Genomic DNA, 16,718 nt, shown 5'->3' with positions numbered 1-16,718 from the left:
GCCGTCGCTCGGCCGGGCCCACTTTCCCGGCGCCCGCCCCGGCGACCACGTCGAGCTGCGCGTCGGCGCCGACGGCCGAGCGCGCCTGACCGCCCCCGGTTCGGCCCCGGTGACGGTGCCGACGGACCCGTACCGGCACGGCGACCGCTGGCGTGGCCCGCACCTGCTGACCACGCTGGCCACCGGCGCGCCCCTGCTGCTCGACGCCCTGGACCCGCCGTCCTTCCCGAGCGCGTCGGGGCGCCCCGACGACCTCGACACGGACGAGGTACGCCCCTGGGCGTCCGGGGCGCGAGGCGCCAGCGGGATGCTGCGCGCCGACCATCCGGAGGTCTACGCGGAACTCTCCGCCGGCCCCCGGCTCCTCGTGCCGTTGAACGGCCCCGGCCGCGGCAACGTCAGCGGCAGCAGCGCCGAGACCTTCGGCTGCATGGCGATGTCGCTGCCGCAGGGCGCGGACGTGTTCGCGGCGACGATGGCGCACGAGATGCAGCACAACAAGTTCGCGGCCCTGCTCCACCTCTTCGACCTGTTCGAAGCGGGCGGCGAGGAACTGTTCTACGCCCCCTGGCGCCCGGACCCACGCCCCCTCCTCGGCCTGTTCCACGGGGCGTACGCGCACCTGGGGGTGGCCCGGTTCTGGGGGCGTCGCAGCGAGACGGAGCCGGACCCCGCCCTGCGCGCCGCCGCCCAGACCCGCTTCGCCCGCTGGCGCTCGGCGACCCGCGAGGCGACCGTCGTCCTCCTGGACTCCGGCCGCCTCACACCCCTCGGCCACCGCTTCGCCGAGCGGATGCTGACATCCCTCGACGCCCTGTGCCGCGTCCCGCTCCCGCGAACGGCCGTGCGCCACGCGGAAACAGCGGCCCGGGCCCACCGGTCGGCCTGGAACGACGCCAGGGGAAGCGCGTCGGCGCTGCCCGTCTGAGGAGACGGGCCGGGATCACGCCAGGTCCAGCTCGGCCCGCACGGTCTTCCCGACCGGTACGCGCTCGAGCACGGCCCAACGGGTGGCGACCGCCTCGACGAGGAGGAGACCGCGGCCCGTCTCGGCAAAGGGCAGAACGGGCGCCAGGCGCGGGCGGCCCTCGCTGCGGGTGTCGGTGACGTCGACGCGGAGGAGAAGGCCGGGGGCGTACGAGAGCGAGAGCTCGAAGTCCCGGCCGGGCACGCGCCCGTGGGTGACGGCGTTGGCGGCCAGCTCGGCGACGAGGAGGGCGGCCGTGTCGGAGAGGGCGGTGCCGTGCGGGATGTCCCAACGGTCGAGCTGGAGCAGAGCGAGCCGCCGGGCCAGGCGGGCGCCGCGCGGGGTCGAGCTGAAGCGCTGGGTGAAGACGTGGGTGAACACACGTACGGTGACGGGTTCTTCGCGGGTCTGAGGGGTGGTCATGGGGCCAATGTGGCGACGACCGGGGCCGGTTACCAGGTCAGGAACTCGTACGCTGGGTGAGCGTACGAGTGCGGAGGGTGGACAGTAGCCGTTACGGGCCGTGACCATTTCCGGTGGAGGTGCACGTGATGACGGACGGCAATGCGGAACCCGAGATCTCGGACAGCCTGAAGACCTTCGGAGAGGTCGTCAAGACCTTCCGGAAGCGGGCGAGACTCACGCAGGAGGAGTTCGCCCGGCGGGTGCGGTATTTCAGTGCAGACGGTGGCTTCCATCGAGCAGGGCCGGCGTTTTCCGTCGGCCGAGTTCGTGGAGCGGGCGGAGGAGGTACTGGACGCCTTCGGCGTGATCAGGGCGGCGGCGAAGCACGTGGCGAGGCAGCCGGGACTGGCGAGTTGGTTCCAGAAGTGGGCCAAGCTGGAGGTGGAGGCGCTGTGCCTCTCCACGTACGAGAACCGGCTGATCCCGGGTCTGCTCCAGATCGAGCCGTACGCGCGGACGTTGTTCGAGGAGCAATTGCCGCCCATGGGCGACGACCAGATCGAGGAGCAACTTGTCGCCCGCCGGGAGCGGCAGGAACTGCTGACCTGCCGGCCCAACACTGCCTACAGCTTCATCATCGAGGAGCATGTGCTGCGGAAGCCGACTGGCGGACCCGAGACCCACCGAGCGCAGATCGAGCACATCCTGCACATGTCTCAGCGGCGCAACATCGAGATCCAGGTGATGTCGCAGAGTCGGGGGCACCACGCGGGGTTCGACGGGCCCATGCAATTACTGGAGACGCCGGACAACCGCTGGTTCGGGTACGGAGAGGGGCAGCGCTCCGGACTGCTCTTCGCCGACGCGAAAGAGGTCGGCATCCTCAAGATGCGGTATGCCAGGATGCGCTCACAGGCTCTTACCCTGGAAGACTCCCAGAGCCTGTTGCGGGAGATGCGAGGAGCGACATGAGCACCACAGACCTGGCCTGGTTCAAGAGCAGCTACAGCAGCGGCGGCGACTGCGTCGAAGTGGCCCTCTCCTGGCACAAGTCCAGCTACAGCAGCAGCGGTGACGGCGACTGCGTCGAGGTCGCCACCTGCCCCACCACCGTCCACGTCCGGGACTCCAAGAACCCCGAGGGCCCCCAACTCGCCCTCCCGCCCACCGCCTGGGCAGACTTCGTCGCCTACACGACGCACGCCTGACCTGCCCCCCGCTCCCGCCGTTCGTCACGGCGGGAGCGGCAGGCGGACGGTCAGCGCCTACCCCACCACGACTTGCCCTGGGCGCTGCGGATGTCTGTCACCTCGGCCAGGCCGCCGCCGGCGTTCTGCGGCGCGCTGTGGGGCTGCACCCGCTTCAGCTGGGCCCGCCACGGGCCGTCCGCCATCTCCATGTGAACGATGAGCGGGCCCTCCGGCAGCGGAACGGTCTCCCGCCGCTTGCCGATCTCGTTGACGACATTGTCGTCCGTGGGCAGGCTCGCGTGGTCGTCGTGCCCCGCCAGCTCGTAGAGGTTGACGATGAGGTTGTCGTCGCCTTTGTAGTGGATCGCCAGGTCGGCGACTCCCCCGGTGTGCAGCAGGACGTCGGGGCCGCGGCTTTCCACCTGTTCCTCCGTCAGGACCGTCGCCGTGGCGAGCGGCAGCACCTGGAGCTGCCAGGGGCCGTCCGCCTTCAACTGCAGACGCAGGCGGCCACTTCCGGGGACGACGGTGAGCACCCGGCCCCGGAAGTCGTCCTCGGTGCTGTTGACGAGGGTGTCGCCCTCCTTGTTGAAGCGGGTGAGGGGCCACAGGCCGGTGTAGCCGTCGCCCCGGACGGAGAGATCGACGATGACCGGCCCCGGCGGGAGCCCGTCCACGGTGATGACGTCGTTGTCCCGGCCGGTCTGCGTGTACGGCTCGAAGACGGGGCCGAACATCCAGGGCACGTTCGCCTGCCCCACGCTCGGCTCCGGCGTGGGCGAGGGAACCGCCACCGGAGGCGCGGGCGCCGGGGCGGGCGGCGGGGCGAACCCCGGCGCCGGGACCGCCGGCGGCGCCTGGAACGGGACCGGGCCGGGGGACGGGGGCGGTGCCTGGAAAGTGACGGGGGGCGGAACCGGAGCCGGTGCCTGGAAGGGGACGGGGGCCGGAACCGGGGTCGGGGCCGGGGCGTCCTCGGCCACGTCCACACCGTGGTCCGTCGCCAGGCCGGCGAGCCCGTTGACGTAACCCTGGCCCACCGCGCGGAACTTCCAGCCCCCCGCCCGCCGGTACAGCTCCGCCAGTACCATCGCCGTCTCCCCGCCGGCGTCGGTGACGTCGTACCGCGCGACCGACGTGCCGTCCGGCGCGAAGGCTTCCACGGACAGCCCGTGCACGTCCCGCATCGCGCCGCTCTCCGTCGATCCGACCACGAGGACGCGGGCGATGTCCGCCTCGATCGCGGTGAGGCCGGCCTCCAGCCACACCGTGCCGCCCTCGGTGCCGAGCAGCCGTACGGCGCCGGACGGATGGACCGGCGCGCCGTGGAACACGATGTCGCCGTCCCCCCGGACGCGGCCGTGCTCCGTCAGCAGCAGCGCCGTGGCATCCACCCCGTTCCGCACGGCGATCCGCAACGGCACCGTCGGAACGAAGGCGTTGCCTCCCTTGATCATTTTCCCTCCCCGGAATCGATCGCTCATCGATCTTCCGGCCGTCGGGGCCATGAGGCAAGCCACGGCATCCGGCTCCGGCTGACCGCGCACACTCGGTCCACACCGAGATCAGCGGTGGGGAGTTCCACGGCCCTGTGCACACGGGCAGCGGCAGCCAACCGGAGGGGGTCGCGATCTGCGGCTCAACGCCACTTCGTTGGCGCAGGCCGGCCGGCCGCTACCGCGACTCGGGCGTCAGGCGCAGCGAGATCGAGTTGATGCAGTACCGCTGGTCCGTCGGGGTCGGGTAGCCCTCGCCCTCGAAGACATGGCCGAGGTGCGAGCCGCAGCGCGCGCAGCGGACCTCGGTGCGGACCATGCCGTGGGACCGGTCCTCGATCAGTTCGACGGCCTCGGAGTCCTTGGGGTCGTAGAAGGACGGCCAGCCGCAGTGCGACTCGAACTTCTCCGTCGAGGTGAAGAGCTCCGCGCCGCACGCCCGGCAGGAGTAGACGCCCTTGGTCGTGGTGTCGGTGTACTCACCCCGGAAGGCCGGCTCCGTGCCCGCCTGGCGCAGCACCTGGTACTCCGCCGGGGTCAGCTCCGCGCGCCACTGCTCGTCCGGCTTCTCGACGTCGTACGACATCGGCTCACTCCCTCTACTTCGACAGGTGGGCGAGGATCTGCGGGCCGAGGTCCGTGACGTCGCCCGCGCCCATCGTGAGAACGAGATCGCCGGGCTTGGCCATTCCCGCGATCACGTCCGGGACGGCTCCCTTGTCGTGGACGGCCGTCACGTCGGCGCCGGCCGCGCGGGCCGCCGTGATGATCAGGTCGCTCGTGATGCCGGGGATCGGGTCCTCGCGGGCCGGGTAGATGTCGAGGACGACCGAGGCGTCGGCGAGGGCCAGGGCGTCGCCCATCTCCTTGCCCAGCTCCTGGGTACGGGAGAAGAGGTGCGGCTGGAACACGACCAGCAGGCGCGAGCCTGCCCCGTGGCCTTCGGCATGGGAGGTGCCCGCAGCGGCGCCGCGCATGGCCTCCAGGTCGGCGGTCATCTCGGTGGGGTGGTGGGCGTACGAGTCGATGACCTGGACGCCCGCGGCCTCGCCCTTGAGCTGGAGGCGGCGGCCGACGCCGGTGTACGCGGTGAGGGCCTGGGCCAGTGCCGCCGGGTCGATGCCCACGCGGGCGCCGGCGGCGAGGGCCGCGGCGGCGTTGTGGGCGTAGTGGCGGCCGGGGACCGAGACGGTGAAGGTGTGCTCGACGCCGTCGAGGACGACCGTGACCGCGCTGGTCATGCCGTGCGGGGTGATCGAGCGGATCCACGCGTCGGAGCCCTCGGTCTCGCCGACGGTGATCACGGTGAGGTCGGCGCGGCCGGCGACTCGGGCGGCGAGCTCGCGGGCGCCGGAGTGCTCGCCGACGACGAGGGTGCCACCGGGGCGGATCTTGGCGACGAAGGCCTGGAAGGACTCGTAGATCTCGTCCATCGACGCGTAGTTCGCGTGGTGGTCCAGCTCGACGTTGAGGACGATCGCGACCTCGGGGTCGTACTTCTGGAAGCTGCGGTCGCTTTCGTCCGCCTCGGCGACGAAGACCTGGCCCTCGCCGTGATGGGCGTTGGTGCCGGGGCCCGCGAGGTCTCCGCCGATGGCGTACGAGGGGTCGAGGCCGAGCTCGGTGAGCGCGACGGCCAGCATGGAGGTGGTCGTGGTCTTGCCGTGCGTACCGGCGACCGCGATCGCGCGCAGCCCGTCCATGAGGGAGGCGAGCGCGTCGGAGCGGTGGACGACCGGGATGGAGAGCTCCGCGGCGCGGGCCAGCTCCGGGTTGTCGGCGCGGATGGCGCTGGAGACGACCACGGCGGTGGCGTCGTCGGCCAGGTGGTGGGCGGCGTGTCCGATGTGCACGGTGGCGCCGAGCGCGCGCAGGGCCTGCGCGGTCGCGGAGTCCTTCGCGTCGCTTCCGGCCACCTTCGCCCCGCGCTGGGCGAGGATCTTCGCGATGCCAGACATCCCGGCACCGCCGATGCCGATGAAGTGCGGCCGTTCCATGGCGGCAGGGACAGCGGCGGCAGGGATGGCGGGTGCCATGCGAGGTTCTCCCCGGGTGCGTCGTGTACGTCGTGTACGTCGGTGCTGCGTGGACGCCGGTGCGTCGTGTGCGTCGTACCGGAGGCCCCGGCACTGGACGCCCCCAGCCTAGTAGCTCGCGTGGGCCGCCCCGGGCGCCGTGCCCCGGGCGGCCCACGCCGCCGTGCTACTCGATGCTGTGCGCGAAGAGCTTCAGGACCGGTACGCCCACCTTGTGGCGCGCCCGCGACGCCCAGTCGCGGTGGAAGAACTCCTCCACATAGTGCGGAGCCGTCAGCACGATCACCTCGTCGGCGTCCGACTCCTCGACCACGGCCTTCATCTTGTTCAGGGGGTGGTCCTCGACCACCTGTCCGACCGCTTCGCAGCCGGCATCGCGCAGGGCCTGGAGCGAGTGCTCCAGGGCCTGCTCCGCGGGGATCCGCGCCGCCTTCCCCTCCGGTTCCTCGCCCTCGCGGGCGGCTTCCTTGAGTTCGCCCATGGCGACGTCGTCGATGGCACGCAGCAGTACATCGGCCTGGTCACCACGCGGCTGCATCAGCACGATGAAGGACACGCCCTCGTCGCCGTGCAGGGTGGTGACGAATTCCACGTCGACGGACGTCAGGGGCTTCTCGATCATCAAAACGCTTGTGAACACCTCAGGAGCCCTTCTGCGGAAACCATCCTTCCCCGTGCCCGGACGGGGACTGCAGGGTAAGTGTGCCCAGCGGAAGCTAAGCGGAACGGCAAATTCCGCCTCGTGTCAGATCCGACCGTAGCGGGTGAAAAGGAACCCGGCCTCCTCCAGCACCGACGTCACGGAGAACCGCTTCGGGACGGCCACCGAGGGGCCTCCCGCGATCCGCTGGGCGGTGCCCGCCGTCATCGTGGGCGAGACCGTCAGACACAGCTCGTCGAGCACTCCGGCGGCCACGAACTGACCGAGCAGCCGGGGGCCGCCCTCGGTCAGCTGCCGCCGCATGCCCCGCTGCGCGAGCGCCGCCACGGCCCGGGCCGGGTCCACCCCGGGCCCGTCGCCCGCGATCACCACCTCGGCGCCCGCCTTCTCGGCCGCCATCACCCGCTCGGCGGACGCCGCGGCTCCGGTCAGGATCAGGGTGGGGACCAGCGGACTCGTGAACAGGGGCAGTGAGAAGTCCAGCTGCAGCGAGGCGCTCACCACGGCGATCGCCGGCGCGGGACCCTGCCCGGCGGCCTCCCGCCGCGCGGCGAAGGCCTCGCGGGCGCGGGCGGGGCGGTACCCCTCCAGACGTACCGTCTCGGCGCCGACGACGACCACGTCGGCCAAGCCGCGAAGCGTGCCGAAGATCCGCATGTCGGTGTCGGAGGAGAGCGGCTGGGAGCGGCCGTCGTGCTGTCCGGCGCCGTCGAGGGAGGAGACCATGTTGGCCCGCAGCCAGACCCCGCCCGGAGGCAGGGCCGGGTACGCGTAGGCGTCGGCCAGCTCGTCGAGGGACCACTCGCGGTCCCCGGCGGTGGGGTCGTCGGCTGTCATGTCCGTCACAGGGAGCAGGCGTCGCATCCTCGCAGTCTGACACGGCGCTTACAGTGGGGAACTGTGTCGACCCGTGCCTCCCACGCCCCTCGCGCCTCGCGCGCCATAACCGAAGCGGACTCCGTCGGAGCCGCCCCGGTGTCCCTCTGCGCCCGGGAGCCGCATGTCCCCGCGGACCGGCTCGTCGCGGAGATGGTGCCGCCACCACGCTTCGACTCCGTACGTTTCGACACGTACATACCGGACCCGAACCAGCCGAGCCAGATCGACGCCGTCAAGATCCTCGGCGGCTTCGCCGAGGGGCTGGGCGGCGCCCACGCCACCGGCTCCGGCAAGCGCCGCTGGTTCGCCCGGAAGCCGGCCGCGCCCACCGGCCCGCGCGGTGTCTACCTGGACGGCGGCTACGGCGTCGGCAAGACCCACCTGCTCGCCTCCCTCTGGCACGCCACGCCCGCCGAGCCGGCCCTCAAGGCCTTCGGTACCTTCGTGGAGCTGACCAACCTCGTCGGCGCGCTCGGCTTCCAGCAGACCGTGAAGACCCTCAGCGGGCACCGGCTGCTCTGCATCGACGAATTCGAGCTGGACGACCCGGGCGACACCGTCCTCGTCTCCTCCCTGCTCAGCAGGCTCGTCGAGGAGGGTGTCGCGCTGGCCGCCACCTCCAACACGCTGCCGGGCAAGCTCGGCGAGGGCCGCTTCGCCGCCGCCGACTTCCTGCGGGAGATCCAGGGGCTGTCCGCCCACTTCCGCCCGCTGCGGATCGACGGCGAGGACTACCGCCACCGGGGACTGCCCGAAGCGCCCGCCCCGTTCTCCGACGAACAGGTGACGAAGGCCGCGTACGCGACCCCGGGCGCCTCCCTCGACGACTTCCCGCACCTGCTCGACCACCTGGCCAGGGTCCACCCCAGCCGGTACGGCGCGCTCACCGACGGACTGACCGCGGTCTGCCTCACCGACGTGCGCCCGGTCCCGGACCAGTCGACCGCGCTGCGGCTCGTCGTCCTCGCCGACCGTCTGTACGACCGGGAGGTCCCGGTGCTGGCCTCCGGCCTCCCCTTCGACCGGCTGTTCAGTGAAGAGATGCTGAAGGGCGGGTACCGGAAGAAGTACTTCCGGGCGATCTCCCGGCTCACCGCGCTGGCTCGCGACGCAAAGGGTCTGGTCGAGCAGTAGGTTGGGGCCATACCCGATCGAAAGGGATTCACCATGGCCGCCACGCGTCACGCCCACACCGTCTGGGAGGGTGACCTCCTCAAGGGCAACGGCGAGGTCACCCTCGACTCCTCCGGCATCGGCACCTACCCGGTGTCCTGGCCCGCGCGCACCGAGGAGCCGAACGGCAGGACCAGCCCCGAAGAGCTGATCGCCGCCGCGCACTCCTCCTGCTTCTCGATGGCGTTCTCCAACATCCTGGCCAAGGCCGGCAACCCGCCGACCCGCCTGGAGACCAAGGCCGCCGTCACCTTCGTGCCCGGCGAGGGCATCACGGGCAGCCACATCACCGTCCGCGGCGAGGTCCCCGGCCTGGACGCGGACGAGTTCCAGGCGCTCGCCGAGGACGCCAAGAAGAACTGCCCGGTGAGCCAGGCGCTCACAGGCACGACGATCACGCTCACCGCCGAACTGGCCTGACTGTTCGTCATATAAGACCGTTGTGGCCCGCATGGTTCACGTGTCACCACATCGCGTGATACACATGCGGGCCACACGTCATACGTGACACGTCCACGTCACGTATTTCGGTCACACCCCTGTCCGCCAACAGGAAGTGGGCTGTTGCCTCATGTCCGCAACACGACGTCAGATCCTCTCCCGCACCGGCGCGTCCGTCGCCGGGATCGCCTTCGCGGGCGCCTTCTCCGAACTCTTCGCCGGTAGTGCCGCCGCGAGCGGCGGCGCCGGTTACGGACCGCTCGTCGCCGACCCCGCCGGGCTCCTCGACCTCCCCGCGGGCTTCCGCTACAAGGTCCTCTCCCGCCAGGGCGACCCGCTCCGCTCCGGCGAGGGCCTGGTCCCCAGCAACCACGACGGCATGGGCGCCTTCGCCGGGCGCCGCGGCCGGGTGCACCTGGTCCGCAACCACGAGAACCGGGTCACCGGCAAGATCGGCGTGCCGACCGTCGAGGGACTGACGTACGACCCCGCCGCCAAGGGCGGCTGTACGGCGCTCGAACTCGACGGCCGCAACAACGTCCTCGGCGAGCGCGTCGCCATCGCGGGCACCGCCGTCAACTGCGCGGGCGGACCGACCCCCTGGGGCACCTGGCTCACGTGCGAGGAGACCGAGGACAGGGCCGGCACCAACGGCTACACCAAGGACCACGGCTTCATCTTCGAGGTGGACGGCGCCGACCCGCACCGCACCGGGGCGGTACCGCTCACCGCCATGGGGCGCTTCCAGCACGAGGCCATCGCCATCGACCCGCACAGCGGGATCGTGTACGAGACGGAGGACGCCTTCGAGAAGCCCTTCGGGCTCTTCTACCGCTTCCTCCCCCACAAGCCGCTGGGCGGACACGGTTCGCTGCGCGCGGGCGGCGCCCTGGAGGCCATGCGGGTGCCGGGCGTGCCCGACCTCTCCGTGATCCAGGAGACCGGCGCGAGCTTCGACGGCGTCGAGTGGGTGCCCGTACCGGACCCGCAGGCGGCCGAGACCCCCATCAGGCTTCAGGACTTCGGGCCGAAGGGCATCACGCACGCGCAGAAGCTGGAGGGCTGCTACTGGGGCGGCCGCGCGGTCTACTTCGTCTCCAGCTTCGCCCGCGCCAAGGACGGCTCCGCCGGCACCCACTTCGGCCAGGTCTGGAAGTACGAGCCGCACCGCCGCCGGCTCACGCTCGTCGTCGTCTTCGGCCCGAGCACCGACATCCAGCTGCCGGGCGAGTCGCCGGACAACATCTGCCTCGCGCCCAGCGGCGGCCTGATGGTCTGCGAGGACGGCGACGGCGCGCAGCACGTCTACGGACTCAGCCGGAAGGGCGAGGTGTACGCGGTGGCGCGGGGCGCGCAGAACATCGGCACGCCCGACGCCCCCGAATGGGGCGAGTTCGCCGGCGTCACGTTCTCGCCCGACGGGCAGACCATGTACGTCAACTGCTACACGCCGGGGACCACGTTCGCGGTGACCGGCCCGTGGTGCTGACGTAGGCCCGTAACGGATCGGCAACCCGCCGAAAACGATCTCTTGCGTCAATGCAGGTCCGCCGCACGCACGTACGCCCTCGGAGGACCCGCGCGCATGACCAGCATCCATCCTGTCGACCGACGTCCCGCGTTCGGACGGCTCGCGGCCCTCGGGGCGCAGCACGTCCTCATCATGTACACCGGCTGCGTCACCGTTCCGCTGGTCTTCGGTGGTGCGGCCGGTCTGGATCCGGCGACGATCGCACTGCTCATCAACGCCGACCTGCTGGTGGCCGGTCTGGTGACGCTCGTCCAGAGCCTCGGCGTGGGGAGGATCCTCGGTGTCCGCCTGCCGATCGTCACGGGCGCGACCTTCGCGGGCGTGACCCCGATGATCCTCGTCGAGCAGGAGTACGGCCTGCAGGCGGTGTACGGCTCCATGCTCGCCGCCGGGCTCTTCGGTCTGCTGGTGGCGGTGCCGTTCGCGCGCCTGGTGCGGTTCTTCCCGCCGCTGGTGAGCGGCACGGTCATCACGGTCGTCGGTCTTTCGCTGATCGGGGTGGCGGCCGGGCTGATCACGGGCAACGACCCGGAGGCGGCCGACCACGCGTCCGGCGAGCGCCTGGCGCTGGCGGCCGGGGTCCTGGTCTTCCTCGTGCTGTTCGCCCGCTTCACCCGCGGGTTCCTCGGTCAGATCGGGATCCTCCTGGCGTTGGTGCTCGGCACGCTGGCCGCCGTACCGATGGGGCTGACGGACTTCTCGGGGGTGTCCGGGACCGACTGGCTGGGCCTGGCCGCGCCGTTCCACTTCGGGGCGCCGCAGTTCCCGCCGACCGCCGTCATCGCGATGTGCGTGGTGATGCTGGTGATCTTCACCGAGTCGACTGCCTCGATGCTCGCCGTCGGCGAGGCCACCGGCCGACCGGTCACCGACAAGGACCTGGCCCGGGGCCTGGCCGCCGACGGCGTCTCGGGCGTCCTCGGCGGTGCGATGAACTCCTTCATGGACACGGTCTTCACCCAGAACGTGGGCCTGATCGGCATCACGAAGGTCGCCAGCCGGTACGTCACCGCCGTCGCGGGCGGCATCCTCGTCGCGCTCGGCCTGGTCCCCCGCCTGGGCGCCCTGGTCGCCGCCCTGCCGGGGCCGGTGGTGGGAGCCGCGGGCCTGGTCCTGTTCGCCACGGTCACGATGGTCGGCGTCAACACGCTGCGGCGGGTCGATCTGGACCGGGGCCACAACCTGACGATCGCGGCGATCGCGCTCGGCGTGGGACTGCTCCCGGAGGTCGCGGACGGAATCTACGACGGCTTCCCTGCCTGGTCGCGGATCATCCTGGGCAGCGGCATCACCAGCGCGGCGCTCGCGGCCTTCCTGCTGAACCTGCTCTTCCACCACACGGGCCGGGCGCCCTCGGTCGCGGACCCGGAGGTTCCGTCGCAGGATCGAAAGGAGGTCCGGGACGGACGGGAAGGGGCGCGCGGTGACCAAGAAGGACAAGGCCAGGGGCAGGGACAAGGACGAGGACAAGGACCGGACCAAGGACCGGACCAAGGACCGGAGCACGGACCGGAGCACGGGCGAGGACGGCACATCGAGCACCAGGACGAGGAAGCCGGTTCCGGAGCCGCCCGCGGCCCTGCGTGACCTGCTGCGCGTGCCCGTCGGCGAGCCCGTCGACCTCTCCTCGTACAGCACCTCCCGCATCCCGGCCGGCCCCGCCGACAAGGCGGCCGGGATCGAGGCCATGAGCGGGCTGGCCCCGCGCCTCGCCGAGCTGCAGGAGCGGCTGTACGCGGCGAGCACGGCCGGCGACCGCCGCCGGCTGCTGCTGATCCTCCAGGGCATGGACACCAGCGGCAAGGGCGGCACCGTCAAGCATGTGATCGGCCTCTTCAACCCCGCCGGCTGCCGGGTCCGTGCCTTCAAGGCACCGACGGCGCAGGAGCGGAGCCACCCCTTCCTCTGGCGGATCAACCGGGCGCTGCCGGTGCCGGGCGAGATCGGCATCTTCGACCGCTCGCACTACGAGGACGTGCTCGTCGCCCGGGTCAGGGAACTGGTCCCGCACCGCGACCTCGGCCGGCGCTACGGCCAGATCAACCGCTTCGAGGAGTCCCTCGCGGACGACGGCGTGACGATCGTCAAGGTCTTCCTGCACCTCTCGTACGAGGAGCAGCGGGACCGTCTCCTGGAGCGGCTCGACAACCCGGAGAAGCACTGGAAGTTCGACCCGGGCGACATCGAGGAGCGGAAGCTGTGGCCCGCGTACCAGCAGGCGTACGAGATCGCCCTCGAACGCTGCTCGGCCGACGAGGCGCCCTGGTACGTGGTCCCGGCGGACCGCAAGTGGTACCGCAACTGGGCGATCAGCACGCTCCTTCTGGAGCATCTTCAGGCGCTGGATCCGCAGTACCCGGAGGGTGACTTCGACGTGGCGGAGTGCCGCAAGCGGCTACTGGCGGGCTGAGCCGTGCCGTCTCCTGATGTGGTGCCTGAGGCCGTCGGAGATGTACGGCCGCCCGGTCACGGTCTCTCCGTGGAGGCCCTCCAGACCGGAGCGCGACGCCACCTCCCGCAGGAGCTGGTCGAGGAGCCCGGATTCGGCGCCCCCGCCCCGGTGCAGGCGGTCCGCGAAGCGTCCCGTCAGCCTGGCGTCGCCGGACGCGGCGACGAAGGCGAACAGCGTGTCGAGGGCCGCGGCGTCCAGCCCTGCGAGGCCCGCGTGGAATTGCCGGTCCTCTTCGTCCGGTCGCGGCAGCACACCGGCGGACGTCAGGTACATGAGAACGCGTCGGGCTGGGCCGGCCAGTCCTGCGTCCAGGAGTCCGAGGACCACGAGGAAGGGGAAGGGCTCGTCCGTCCTCAGGCGCCTGGCCACCGCACGGGCGGTGGCGGAGAGCGGTGCGATGGGGCGCGCACCGGCGACTGCGCTTCCGATCAGACGGGCCGCCTCGGCCGCCGTGGCGGCATGGCTCACCGCCAGCGCGAGCACGCGGTCACCGACGTCGAACAGCGGAGCGTCCGGTTCGTTCATTCCCTGGTAGAAGACCGCCGCGTTGCGTTCGGTCACGCGTGAGGCGACGACGGTGACCCACGTCTCCAGGAAGGGACTCCTCGCCATTCCCCCTTCGCGCTGGGCGATGTGGAACCGACTCGCCTCCGGCGCGAACGTCAGCAGGTCCTCCACCGGACGGAGCCGGCCCACATCACTGATGAGCGCCTCGGGCGTCCCCGAGCCGGGGCTGTGCTCCTTGAGCCAGTGCAGCAGTTCGACGACCTCGTCCAGCGGCCTGGACCACGCCGCCTCCGTCAGGTCCCTGGCCGCCTCCGGGAAGCTCTCGTCCTCCCACATGCGCGTCAGCTGGCCCTTGAACGCCTCCAGCGGCAGCTCCCCCGTCGCCGTGGCCGGCCGGGTCCGGGACAGCTCCTCCTCCAGGCGCAGGACGTGCTCCCGCAGGTCCTCGCTGTGCCGTTCCGCGTCCGCGCGGAGGCGTTCCGCGTCCTGGAGGTCCTTCTTCAGCTGTTCGATCTCCCGCAGGAGTCCCTGCTGCGAGGATCCCCAGTCCAGGCGCAGCCGGGTGAGGTCGTCAGCGGCGTGGCGTACCTCGGACTCCTTCTTCTCCAGCAGGGCGTGCAGCGCCTCGATGTTGCGGTGGGCGCGGTCGGTCTCGCGGCGCGAGCGGGCCAGCTCTCCTCGGAGGTTCTCCAGTTCGAACTCGGCCGGGTTGCAGACGCGCAGCGCTTCCAGACGCTGGTTGCGGATCGCCTCCTTCGCCTCCAGCTGGAGCGGGGCGCCGAGGTGGTCCTCGACCTCGGCGATCAGCCTGTCGAGGAACTCCTGGGGAGCGAGCCGCTGACCGCCGAGGTAGCGGGAGACGGCGGACTTGTCGAGGTGCACCCGGTGCGCGTACTGGTTCTGGCTGATGCCCAGCCTGTTGAACAGGCTCCTCAACACGTTGCCGAGCGCCGCAACTTCGGGCACCTCGCCACGCTCGATCTGCGACGACTTCCCCTGTGCGCGGGCCACTTCCGTCATGGCGCTCCCCCCGGTGACATTGACGCCGCGTCGGCAACAGGTTGCGGCTGTCGCAACGTACCTGATCCGGCCCAGGGTGAAGTCGCCCGTTCACCTCACCCACCGAGCCCGGAAGGCCTCTCTCTGATCATGCGTACTCTCCGCTGGGCGCAGCGCGCCCTCATCGTCCTGGTGGCGACCCTGCCGCTGCTCGTCGTGACGCTGGCGTTCGTGCCGGCGCTGCTCGTTCTCCCGTTCCGTCGCGACCGTGCCCCGCACGCCCAGGCGATGGTGCGTCAGCTCACCGCGTGGACTCGCGCCCTGCTGCTGTCGAGTCGGGAGCGTTAAGCGGAACGATCGGATAACTTCCGATCGTGACCATTTCTGTACGAAAGATGGCGGCGCTTGCTCTGATGGGCGCCGTCCTCGTCGGCTGCGGCGGGGGTGCGGCCGACATCGCCGCCCCCGAACGCCATACGAGCCCGAGCGCCGGCCCGGGCACCCCGACCATCAGCCGCACGCCCGCCGCGGACCCCAGCGCCGGCGCCGCGCCAGGGCCGGCGACCGTGCGCAAGGCTCCGCCCACCATGGCGCCGGGTCCCGGGGGCCTGACCCCGGTCTACATGCGCCGTGCGCAGGGTCGGCAGGGTCCGCAGGGCGCCGAGAAGGTCGTCGCGCTCACCTTCGACGCCGACATGACGGCGGACCAGGGCCCCCGGGCCGCGGGCGGGGAGCGCTTCGACAATCCGCAGCTGATCGAGACGCTGCGGCGGCTCAAGGTCGACTCGACGGTCTTCATGACGGGCCGCTGGGCCGAGGAGTATCCCGACCAGGCCCGGTCCATCGGCACCGATCCCCGCTTCGAGATCGCCAACCACTCCTACAGCCACTACGCCTTCGCCTCCCCCTGCTACGGGCTGCCGACGGTGGAGAAGGCGGACATGGCCGCCGACGTACGGCGGGCCTTCGACGCGTTCCGCAAGGCCGGGGCGCGCAATGTCGTGCCGTACTTCCGGTTCCCCGGCGGCTGTTACGACGACGAGGCGCTGCGCGCACTGGCGCCCGCGAAGGTGACGGCGGTGCAGTGGGACGTCGTCAGCGGCGACGCCTTCGCGAAGGACGGCGAGGCCGTCGCCCAGCAGGTCATCGACGGTGTGAAGCCCGGCTCACTCGTGGTCATGCACTGCACCCGCAGCGCCGCCCCCGTGACCGAGCAGGCGATCCGCCGCATCGTGCCCGAGCTACGGGCGAAGGGGTACCGCTTCGTGAAGGTGTCGGAGCTGATGACCGGCCCCAGCTCTGACGGTTGAGCGAATCGGCCGTGCCCGCCTACCAGTAGCACTGGGGGTCGGTGGCACCGGCGGTCGGTGGCGCCGGTGGTCGGTGGCGCCGGTGGTCGGTGACCGGCTACCCCGAGCAGGCCGTGCGCTGCGCCTCCTGCCATTCGCAGACCGGGCAGAGCGTGATGCCCTTGGTCGACTCGGGGTACTCGGTCGGCTTCTGGCACAGGACGCAGGCCGCGAAGGGGCCCTCGGCGGGACCCTGCTCGGCGGGCTCGACGGGATCCGGCCGGACGGTCACGGGCTCGCAGTACGAGGTGTCCTCGGTCATGTCTTCGAGCGTACTCACTCACGCCAGGCCGTGGCCCGGCACGCCAGGGCCACGGCCGCCGTCGTCAGCGCCAGAGCCCCCGCAGAGGCGGTCCACGGGTACGGGACTACGCCCGTGTGCGCGCCGCTGACCAGGCCCGATACGGCGGAGGCGGCCGGGGAACCGGTCGTCACCAGGGCGAGGAGCGAGCCGAGGAGGAGGGCCGTGAGGGACCAGCCGCGGCCCCTGATCAGCGGCCGGCTGGTCAGGGCCCCGACCGCCGTGCCCGTGAGCACGCACACGGTCGCGGCCAGGACGCCTCCCGCGGCCGCCGGGAGCGGGGCGACCTCGCGGTGGCCGGTCGTCGCGGTGACGGCGAGGACGGTGGCGA

At 71.5% G+C, this 16,718-nt stretch carries 17 protein-coding genes and 2 pseudogenes; 10 read left to right on the top strand and 9 right to left on the bottom strand.

Going from position 1 to position 16,718, the window contains the following annotated elements; translation table 11 throughout:
* The coding region (locus J7E93_RS27865; RefSeq protein ID WP_251067191.1) for an HEXXH motif-containing putative peptide modification protein at nt 1-928 on the top strand (928 nt) is incomplete at its 5' end.
* Nucleotides 929-943: 15 nt separating this feature from the next.
* On the opposite strand, the gene J7E93_RS27860 is transcribed toward J7E93_RS27865, so the two are convergent.
* Nucleotides 944-1,390, bottom strand: coding sequence for an ATP-binding protein (locus J7E93_RS27860; RefSeq protein ID WP_215072726.1), 447 nt, complete (start codon nt 1,388-1,390; stop codon nt 944-946).
* Nucleotides 1,391-1,518: 128 nt separating this feature from the next.
* Here J7E93_RS27860 and J7E93_RS27855 point away from each other — a divergent pair.
* Nucleotides 1,519-2,344: pseudogene (locus J7E93_RS27855) on the top strand (Scr1 family TA system antitoxin-like transcriptional regulator).
* Nucleotides 2,341-2,580 (top strand): DUF397 domain-containing protein, encoded by a 240-nt coding sequence (locus J7E93_RS27850; RefSeq protein WP_215072725.1) that lies wholly within the window; start codon nt 2,341-2,343, stop codon nt 2,578-2,580. The pseudogene J7E93_RS27855 and the gene J7E93_RS27850 overlap by 4 nt, the downstream one beginning before the upstream one ends.
* A 50-nt stretch (nt 2,581-2,630) precedes the next feature.
* Here the strand turns inward: J7E93_RS27850 and J7E93_RS27845 are convergent, their stop codons facing one another.
* The 5 genes from J7E93_RS27845 to J7E93_RS27825 form a co-directional block, all read right to left on the bottom strand.
* Entirely contained in the window at nt 2,631-4,019 is a 1,389-nt protein-coding gene (locus J7E93_RS27845; protein ID WP_215072724.1) for a TerD family protein, read from the bottom strand.
* A gap of 217 nt (nt 4,020-4,236) precedes the next feature.
* The gene (gene msrB, locus J7E93_RS27840) at nt 4,237-4,644 is read right to left on the bottom strand and encodes a peptide-methionine (R)-S-oxide reductase MsrB (RefSeq protein ID WP_215072723.1); all 408 of its coding nucleotides are present in this window, start codon (nt 4,642-4,644) and stop codon (nt 4,237-4,239) included.
* A gap of 13 nt (nt 4,645-4,657) precedes the next feature.
* Nucleotides 4,658-6,094 (bottom strand): UDP-N-acetylmuramate--L-alanine ligase, encoded by a 1,437-nt coding sequence (murC, locus tag J7E93_RS27835; protein ID WP_215072722.1) that lies wholly within the window; start codon nt 6,092-6,094, stop codon nt 4,658-4,660.
* Between the two features lie 166 nt (nt 6,095-6,260).
* On the bottom strand, nt 6,261-6,734 hold the full coding sequence (locus J7E93_RS27830) for an indole-3-glycerol phosphate synthase (RefSeq protein WP_215072721.1): 474 nt from the start codon (nt 6,732-6,734) through the stop codon (nt 6,261-6,263).
* A 105-nt stretch (nt 6,735-6,839) separates the two neighbouring features.
* Nucleotides 6,840-7,619 (bottom strand): pyrimidine reductase family protein, encoded by a 780-nt coding sequence (locus tag J7E93_RS27825; protein ID WP_215072720.1) that lies wholly within the window; start codon nt 7,617-7,619, stop codon nt 6,840-6,842.
* Between the two features lie 78 nt (nt 7,620-7,697).
* Between J7E93_RS27825 and zapE the strand changes: the two genes are divergently transcribed.
* The 5 genes from zapE to J7E93_RS27800 all read left to right on the top strand — a co-directional run bounded on the left by zapE (nt 7,698) and on the right by J7E93_RS27800 (nt 13,189).
* Complete coding sequence (gene zapE, locus J7E93_RS27820; protein WP_215072730.1) at nt 7,698-8,768, top strand: cell division protein ZapE; 1,071 nt, start codon at nt 7,698-7,700, stop codon at nt 8,766-8,768.
* Nucleotides 8,769-8,801: 33 nt separating this feature from the next.
* Entirely contained in the window at nt 8,802-9,227 is a 426-nt protein-coding gene (locus J7E93_RS27815) for an OsmC family protein (RefSeq protein WP_215072719.1), read from the top strand.
* A 151-nt stretch (nt 9,228-9,378) separates the two neighbouring features.
* Nucleotides 9,379-10,737: an alkaline phosphatase PhoX gene (locus J7E93_RS27810; protein ID WP_215072718.1), complete on the top strand. Its 1,359-nt coding sequence runs from the start codon at nt 9,379-9,381 to the stop codon at nt 10,735-10,737.
* Nucleotides 10,738-10,833: 96 nt separating this feature from the next.
* Nucleotides 10,834-12,366: a nucleobase:cation symporter-2 family protein gene (locus J7E93_RS27805; protein WP_215072717.1), complete on the top strand. Its 1,533-nt coding sequence runs from the start codon at nt 10,834-10,836 to the stop codon at nt 12,364-12,366.
* Nucleotides 12,359-13,189 carry a PPK2 family polyphosphate kinase gene (locus tag J7E93_RS27800; RefSeq protein ID WP_215072729.1) on the top strand — a complete coding sequence of 277 codons (831 nt, stop codon included), beginning with the start codon at nt 12,359-12,361 and terminating at the stop codon, nt 13,187-13,189. The genes J7E93_RS27805 and J7E93_RS27800 overlap by 8 nt, the downstream gene beginning before the upstream one ends.
* On the opposite strand, the gene J7E93_RS27795 is transcribed toward J7E93_RS27800, so the two are convergent.
* Complete coding sequence (locus J7E93_RS27795; protein WP_215072716.1) at nt 13,175-14,758, bottom strand: helix-turn-helix transcriptional regulator; 1,584 nt, start codon at nt 14,756-14,758, stop codon at nt 13,175-13,177. The two genes, J7E93_RS27800 and J7E93_RS27795, sit on opposite strands and share 15 nt — an antisense overlap.
* Nucleotides 14,759-14,887: 129 nt before the next feature.
* On the opposite strand from J7E93_RS27795, the gene J7E93_RS27790 reads away from it, so the two are divergent.
* Both J7E93_RS27790 and J7E93_RS27785 read left to right on the top strand, forming a co-directional pair.
* Complete coding sequence (locus tag J7E93_RS27790) at nt 14,888-15,085, top strand: hypothetical protein (RefSeq protein WP_215072715.1); 198 nt, start codon at nt 14,888-14,890, stop codon at nt 15,083-15,085.
* Nucleotides 15,086-15,132: 47 nt separating this feature from the next.
* A complete protein-coding gene (locus J7E93_RS27785; protein ID WP_215072728.1) occupies nt 15,133-16,047 on the top strand; it encodes a polysaccharide deacetylase family protein in 915 nt (304 codons plus the stop codon).
* Between the two features lie 97 nt (nt 16,048-16,144).
* Here J7E93_RS27785 and J7E93_RS27780 read toward each other — a convergent pair whose 3' ends face one another.
* Both J7E93_RS27780 and J7E93_RS27775 read right to left on the bottom strand, forming a co-directional pair.
* On the bottom strand, nt 16,145-16,348 hold the full coding sequence (locus J7E93_RS27780; protein ID WP_215072714.1) for a hypothetical protein: 204 nt from the start codon (nt 16,346-16,348) through the stop codon (nt 16,145-16,147).
* A 14-nt stretch (nt 16,349-16,362) separates the two neighbouring features.
* Nucleotides 16,363-16,718: pseudogene (locus J7E93_RS27775) on the bottom strand (ABC transporter); the annotation flags it as partial.

The sequence above is a fragment of the Streptomyces sp. ISL-36 genome (genome assembly GCF_018614205.1).
Taxonomy (GTDB): Bacteria; Actinomycetota; Actinomycetes; order Streptomycetales; family Streptomycetaceae; genus Streptomyces.
This window is presented reverse-complemented; position numbering and strand designations above follow the sequence as displayed.